Consider the following 3,094-nt stretch of genomic DNA (forward strand, 5'->3'; position numbering starts at 1 on the left):
AACTAAGAACCTTTCAAATATCAGAAATCCTCTGGATAACATCTTAGATAAAAAAATAGGTGATGAGTCATGAAAGTTCAATCTCATCCATAGGAGGTATATACGAACTAGTTCAGAAATACCTCCAATTTGGATGTATATCTGAACCAGTTCAGAAAGAAGCCTAACCGTTAGGCGCAATCGGGGGCAAAGATCGGATGGTAAAATTAAAAAGTATCCTATCTATTATTGAGATGTATAAAGGGGGTAAAAAATGATGAAGCAAAAACCGTTATTCAAGGAAAATGTAATCGAAGACAAAAGAAATGAAGTAATACGTGACCTATTAAGTCCTCATAAAACGATACGTGACGCTATCCATGGAGATATTATGATAACAAGGTTGGAAACTGCTATTATAGATACGAAGGAATTTCAAAGATTACGTAAAATTAGACAGTTGGGCCCTACACATCTTGTTTATCCATCTGCAAACCATACGCGATTTGAACATTCCTTGGGAACTCTATATATGAGTCAATATCTTTTTGAAGTTACACTAAAAAATCCATTTAAAGATCCCAGAGTTACACTGTATGTTGACTTACCCCACTTTACTATGCATTATCCCCCTACAACAATCAATTATTCGGAAGCCATGATTACAAACTATCATGTCCTTTTAACAAGGATTTGCGCATTACTACATGACTTAGCACACATCCCTTTTGGCCATACCTTAGAGAATGAAGGGGTTCTATTTGACGAACAATGGGAGGACATAGAAAGAGTAAAATATTTTTTGGGTGATGATTCTACAATTGGAAAAATAATAAAGGAAGAGCTCACTAAGAAAGGTCTAGATGGAAAAGAGTTTTTACAAGAAGTAAGAGAAATACTCACAACAAAAAGTGAAGATGTTGAAAAGCTCTCCCATCCATTTGTGTCAGATATCATTAATAATACTATCTGCGGTGATTTGCTTGATTATTTAAGTCGGGACTTATATTTTTCAGGATTAAAGGAGACTTATGATAAACGTTTCCTTTCATACTTTTATATAGGTATGTACAACGGTAAACCGAGACTGATACTGAGACTGCTTAAACCCTCAACAAGAAAAATCCGAAGAGACGTATTTTCAGAAACACTTCATCTTTTACGATTGAGATATTCTCTTGCAGAGAAAGTTTACTATCATCATGCAAAAGTTAGTGCATCTGCCATGATCATCTCCGCTGTTACAAGTGCTATTAAAAACAAAATTATATCAAAACATGATCTCTTAACCGTAGGAGATGATGAACTTTTGTCTTTGCTTAAGAAGGATAATATTGGAGGTTTTATAGTAAATAACTTGATGGAAAGAAGGTTGTACAAACCTGTATATGTACTCAAATATACAGAGCCAGTAATGGGAGATACCATATATCAGAAGAAAAAAGAAATCATAGAAAAGCTTCGAGATATTTTCTACCGTTATAATGCCGAACGGGCTTTGGAGCGGGCAAATAGGCTGTTGCCAGGACAGATAGTTATTTATTGTCCTGGTCCTGAAATGGGACAAAAGGCAGTAGAAACTCTTTCTGAGTGGAATAGTACAATAGGGCCCCTTAAAACTATAATGGAAGAGGATAGAAGAAGGGAGATAGAAATCCTCATCAAAAAACATCGTAACTTATGGTGTATGTACGTATTTGTAGACCGTGCTTTGAGCGAAGAAGTAAAAGCCAATATTGCAAGTGATGCTGTTAGGTTTTTCCAGCTTTCAAACGAGATTGAAATTGAAGAATATCGGCAAGAAAGACCCGATTTCTGGGAAAGATACACAGCCTATGTGGAAAAAGAACTGGGTGTCGTTTTATCCTCACAAGAGCGAAGGGAAATAAGAGAAACTGTAGGAAGGTATGATATAGGCGGACAAGAACGCTTAGGAATACCCTCTTATGATGAATTTAAATCTGTAGTAAAAAGTGTGAAGAAGGTTGAAAAATGAAGGGTGTAAGATCTGTAGACCCTGCAGAAAAATGGATCGCTAAACAATTTCTAGAACCATCGGAGTATACTATTTTCCTGCGTGACCCGCTGTCCTTAAGAAATGAGATAAAAAAGAGAATTTTTTCTGAAATAAGAAAGCTTCTTTTAGACTCTGGCCAAACCAAACCACCATTTGCGCCGGAACAGTTAGGGGCTTACAGAAGAGTTAAAAATATAATACCTGATGAAACATTAAGCCATAAAGAAGCAGTTCTTATTCCAGAAGATGAGGGATTCATTATCAAATATAACCCTAAAAAACCGAAAGTTCGCATAAGATTTGGTATTGCACATGAGATTGGACATACCTATTTTTTTGATTTAAAAGCAACCCACCCACAGAAATTTTATTCATTGATATCATCACGATATTGGGTTGAAGAAGGTTATGCATGTGAGATCGCTCGAGAGATTTTAGTTCCTGAGCCATATTTAAGCACAAATTCTACTCAGATTTGTGATCATCCCTCAGTCAATGCATTAGTTCAATTACAAAGAACTTTTAATGTTTCTTATGAAGTACTTCTAAAACGTTTACTCCATGATTCTCATTTATGGAATGGTAATTTTTGGGGGAATAATCTATGGAATGCAATTATAGTGATGGCAAATATTTCATCTGAGGATAATAACATAAAAAATCTAAAGGTGTATAGGTCTCCGACTTACAAATATAAATTTAGGGACAGTAAAAAACTCAGAGATATGGTTATTCGTATTATAAAAAATCACAGTCTAACTCATGACAATATTACAATAAGCAAAAACAAATACAAAGTGGAATGGATACTATTAGAGAGAGCAGAACCTGTGATTATTTTGGTCATAACTAACGTTAAAGGTGAAAGGAGGAATATTTAAATTGTTGATTTATAGAAATAATGATAGTTCTTTGCCCCCGACTCTCCGCTCCCTTCGGTCGCTTCGGGGCTATCGCCCACGCCTAACAGGTGCGTATGCGGTGATGCAACTTCGTTGCCTCACCCAAACCCAGCTTTCGGCTGGGCTTCGCATACGTCCCAACCGTCAGGCTGTGTAAAAAGTCAAAAAATCTGATTAAGTGTCGCAAAAAGTGGGA

General features: G+C 36.1%; 2 protein-coding genes. Both read left to right on the forward strand.

Features of this window, described 5'->3' with window-relative positions; genetic code table 11:
- Positions 1-253: 253 nt before the first annotated feature.
- A complete protein-coding gene (locus tag J7J62_06875; GenBank protein ID MCD6124877.1) occupies positions 254-1,975 on the forward strand; it encodes an HD domain-containing protein in 1,722 nt (573 codons plus the stop codon).
- Positions 1,972-2,877: an ImmA/IrrE family metallo-endopeptidase gene (locus tag J7J62_06880; protein ID MCD6124878.1), complete on the forward strand. Its 906-nt coding sequence runs from the start codon at positions 1,972-1,974 to the stop codon at positions 2,875-2,877. The genes J7J62_06875 and J7J62_06880 overlap by 4 nt, the downstream gene beginning before the upstream one ends.
- Positions 2,878-3,094: the final 217 nt, after the last annotated feature.

Source organism: bacterium, from assembly GCA_021159335.1.
In the GTDB taxonomy this organism is placed as follows: Bacteria; UBP14; UBA6098; order B30-G16; family B30-G16; genus JAGGRZ01.